General features: G+C 38.9%; 5 protein-coding genes. All 5 read left to right on the top strand.

Annotated features, from left to right (window positions below):
• Positions 1 to 683 (top strand): hypothetical protein (locus AB685_RS26925; protein ID WP_047973670.1); only part of this gene is annotated, 683 nt, incomplete at its 5' end.
• Positions 684 to 853: 170 nt separating this feature from the next.
• Positions 854 to 1,915, top strand: coding sequence for a fatty acid desaturase (locus AB685_RS26920; protein WP_047973669.1), 1,062 nt, complete (start codon positions 854 to 856; stop codon positions 1,913 to 1,915).
• Positions 1,916 to 2,033: 118 nt separating this feature from the next.
• Entirely contained in the window at positions 2,034 to 3,155 is a 1,122-nt protein-coding gene (locus AB685_RS26915) for a sensor histidine kinase (RefSeq protein ID WP_047973668.1), read from the top strand.
• A gap of 11 nt (positions 3,156 to 3,166) precedes the next feature.
• Positions 3,167 to 3,766, top strand: a complete 600-nt coding sequence (locus AB685_RS26910) for a response regulator transcription factor (protein ID WP_047973667.1) — start codon at positions 3,167 to 3,169, stop codon at positions 3,764 to 3,766.
• Positions 3,767 to 4,173: 407 nt separating this feature from the next.
• The coding region (locus AB685_RS26905; RefSeq protein WP_047973666.1) for a sulfatase-like hydrolase/transferase at positions 4,174 to 4,410 on the top strand (237 nt) is incomplete at its 3' end.

Below are 4,410 nucleotides of genomic sequence, written 5' to 3'. Positions count from 1 at the left end.
GGGGTGGTTTAAGAAGCTCACCGGAGGCCGTTTCATGGGGGCCAAATCGGATTGATTGTTTTGCAAGAGCTGGAAGGGATACGATGTGGCATAAATGGTGGGACGGKTCAAGGTGGAGAGAATGGGAAGATCTTGGAGCTCCTCGGCCTGGATTCAAAGGGAAACCTGCTGTGGCATCATGGCAAGCAAATCGATTAGATTGCTTTGTACAAGGGAACGATAACAACCTTTGGCACAAATGGTGGGACGGGGCAAGGTGGAGCAGCTGGGAAAATCTCGGTGCTCCAAGGGGAGGATTAAATGGTTCCCCAGGTGCTGTCTCATGGGGACCAAATCGAATTGATTGTTTTGTTCGAGGCAGGAACAATCGAATGTGGCATAAATGGTGGGATGGCTCAAGGTGGAGCGGGTGGGAAGATCTCGGCTCACCACAGGGAGGGTTTGATGGCTCACCGGCTGTTTCTTCTTGGGCGCCTAACCGAATTGATTGTTTTGTAAGAGCTAGGAACAATCGAATGTGGCATAAATGGTGGAACGGCTCAAGGTGGAGTAACTGGGAGAACCTCGGAGCTCCACAAGGAGGAATTCGTTCTTCCCCAGGTGCTGTTTCATGGGGATTGAACCGGATTGATTGTTTTGCAAGGGGAAGAAATGATGGTATGTGGCATAAATGGTTTGCATAAGGAGGAGCGTACACACTTCTTTTTAATAGCTTATAATGAAGCAGATATGACAACTGTCATATCTGCTTCTTGACATTCATGACTTCTTTGCCGAATGTGTTTCTTTTATGATTAATGTAATCAAATAATTCCCATAATAAATTAAAATGTATCTTATCAAGGGGGAAGTCATGAGTAGTAATTCAAAGTTATCTCAACTTAAAAAAAGCATTGCACCATTTGAAAAATCAGATATTAAATCAAGCTTAAAACAAATATTAAATACGATTCCACCGTTTTTCTTATTATGGTTTTTAGCCTATCAAAGTTTATCCGTTTCAATTTGGTTAACCTTTGCATTTGCCATCGTAGCAGCAGGATTTGTTGTTCGTATCTTCATTATATTTCATGATTGTTGTCATGGGTCATTTTTCAAAAGTAAAAAACTTAATAATATAGTAGGTACGATTACGGGTGTCATTACGATGTTCCCTTACGAAAAGTGGAAGCGTGAGCATTCGATTCACCATGCAACAAGCAGTAATTTAGGTAAGCGTGGGACGGGTGACGTGTGGATTATGACCGTAGATGAATATGTATCAGCCTCATTTAAGGAGAGATTGGCATACCGCATTTATCGTAATCCACTTGTGATGTTTGGATTGGGGCCACTTTTCTTGTTCTTGATTACAAATCGCTTTAATCGTAAAGATGCTAGAAAGAAAGAAAGATTCAATACACATTTGATTAACGTCTCAGTTGTGGTTGTTTATTCCGCGCTGATTTGGTTAATAGGTTGGCAGGCGTTCTTGCTTGTTCAAGCACCTATTTTATTCGTATCAGGATCGCTTGGAATTTGGTTATTTTATGTGCAGCATCAATTTGAAGACTCTTACTTTGAAGATGAAGAAGAGTGGGATTATGTGAAAGCTGCTATAGATGGAAGTTCGTATTATAAACTCCCAAAAGTATTACAATGGGTGACAGGAAATATTGGCTACCATCATGTCCATCATCTAAGTCCTAGAGTTCCGAATTACAACTTAGAAAAAGTTCATGCAACAACACCACCATTGCAACAAGCGACAACGATTACAGTTGGATCAAGTTTACAATCGATTCGTTTTCGTCTATATGATCAAAAAAGCAAAACGTTTGTTAGCTTTAAACAAGTTGCGCACTTACTTTCTAAGTCAAAATCAAATCAAGAGAATAAAAAGAGGCAAGCGAGCCTTCAAACTAACAATAAATAGTTCAATGAAAAGCCGTTCAATCACCATTGAATGGTTTTTCGTTGCTTTATAAAAAGGACAAAAAAAGGAAAATTATTGTATGATAAAAGTATCATCTAAATAAAGAAAGGAGGTCATTATGCAAAGTTGGTATAATATCTTCCCTAAAAATACAGGGCTAAGCGTGTACGTATGGATTATTTTTTGTCTATTACCATTCTATTTCATCTTCAGGTCATCTTTGGCTATAGAAATCATCTTTGGTATTATTATGATCTTATTGTTCTTTGTTTCGTACCGTCTATCGTTTATTTCTAAAGGTGGGCTTGTCTATTTATGGGTAGGAATTGAGATGGCGATAAGTATTGGTATGACCTTATTTTACGGGTATGTTTATTTTGCTCTTTTCCTCGCCTTTTTCATAGGGAATATTCAAAGTAAAGTGGGATTTTTCACCCTATATGTTACGCACTTGTTAACAACGATTATTGCAGCGAGCTTAAGTTTTTTCACTCAAAATGAACTGTTTTTTGCTCAGTTTCCTTTTATTATTATCTCGATTATCGGTGTGATTTTGTTGCCGATTAATTCGTATAATCGAAACAAACGTGAAAAGTTAGAAGGACAACTAGAAGATGCAAACAAACGAATCTCTCAACTAATCGTTATTGAAGAACGGCAACGGATTGCCCGTGACTTGCATGACACACTTGGTCAAAAATTATCTCTTATTGGGTTAAAAAGTGATTTGGCTAAGAAATTAATTGAGATCAACCCGGAAAATGCAAAAGTTGAATTAAGTGATATTAATCAAACAGCGAGGACAGCATTGAAAGAAGTTCGTGAGATGGTGTCTGATATGCGTGGGGCAAAGCTAGAAGATGAAATCATTCATATGCAGCAAATTTTAAAAGCAGCACAAATGGAATTCATCCTTGAAGGGAATGCCAAATTAACGAATACCCCCTTATTAGTCGAAAATGTCGTGAGTATGTGTTTGAAAGAGGCAGTGACAAACGTGATTAAGCATAGTCAAGCCACTTCTTGTAAATTAGTGATCAAAGAGTTAGATGAAGAAGTTCAAATTATTGTACATGATAATGGCATTGGGATATCAGAGGACGCGGGTTCAACGGAAGGGAATGGACTGAGGGGAATTAGAGAACGGTTAGAGTTTGTAAATGRCAGTGTGGACATCTCAGCATCAGATGGGACTACTCTTGATATTCGAGTACCAAATATCATTCAACAAAGGACATAGGGGGGATTGACTTGATTCGAATAGTAATTGCCGAAGATCAGCGAATGTTGCTAGGGGCTCTCAGTTCTTTACTTGATTTGGAAGAAGATATGGAAGTRGTTGGGAAAGCACGGAACGGTGAAGAAGCTTTAGCTTTAGTGAAGCAGCACCAACCTGATATTTGTATCATGGATATTGAAATGCCAATGAAAAGTGGACTTGATGTAGCAGAAGAACTGATCGATCAACCATGCAAAGTTATTATCTTGACCACCTTTGCACGCGCTGGTTATTTTGAACGGGCCAGAAATGCAGAGGTGAGCGGCTATTTGTTAAAAGATAGTCCTAGTGAAGAACTAGCAAACTCGATTCGTATCATCATGGACGGCAGGCGGTTTTATGCTCCAGAATTAATCGATTTGGCTTACGAAGATAAAAATCCCCTTACGAATCGTGAAAAGCAGGTCATGGAGTTAATTGCTGAAGGGAAAAGCACTAACGAGATCGCAAGTGAGCTTTATCTGACAAATGGTWCAGTGCGCAATTATATTTCAGTCATACTGGATAAGCTTGATGTAGGTAACAGAATTGAAGCAATTTCGAGGTTCAAAGAGAAGGGTTGGTTTAAATAGCGGGATGCTTTGTTAAAAGTCAGGTGCACTCATTCTTATCGAAGGAAGCACTGACTTTTTTTGTGCAGAATTCGATGTGTCTTGTTAGAATTCTAAAAAAGTGAAGTTGTGATTGAATTTTGTAATGGCAGGTTAGCCAGTTATAAGAAACCAAAATCGATTGAATTTGTCGATGAGTTGCTAAGAAATCCATCTGGCAAGGTCTTAAAAGTAGAGCTTCGAGAGACCTACAGCAAAGCTCATCAAACGAAATAAACTGCGCCCTTATCACATCATGTGATAAGGCTTTTTCTTATTCTTTAAACGTCCATTTCAATTAAGAAATGGATACTGCCTTTATCCAATAGAGCATATAGTATATAAAGTTTACATCGTATAAAAAGAGTTAACATGCAGGGGGCGATCACATGAGAAACAAGAAGAGAAAGAAGCCGAACATTCTTATCTTAATGGTGGACCAGCAACGGTATCCCGCAGTGTATGAARCGAACGAATTAAAAAGATGGTGTGAAGAAAACTTAACAGCACAAAAACTGTTACGTAAAAATGGAATGGTATTCAAAAATCATTATGCTGGTAGTACCGCCTGTTCCCCGAGTCGAACCACATTATATACGGGACAATACCCTTCCCTGCACGGAGTC

The sequence above is a fragment of the Bacillus sp. LL01 genome (assembly GCF_001037965.1).
Note: the sequence above shows the minus strand (reverse complement) of the source record. Positions and strands in the feature narration are given on the sequence as shown.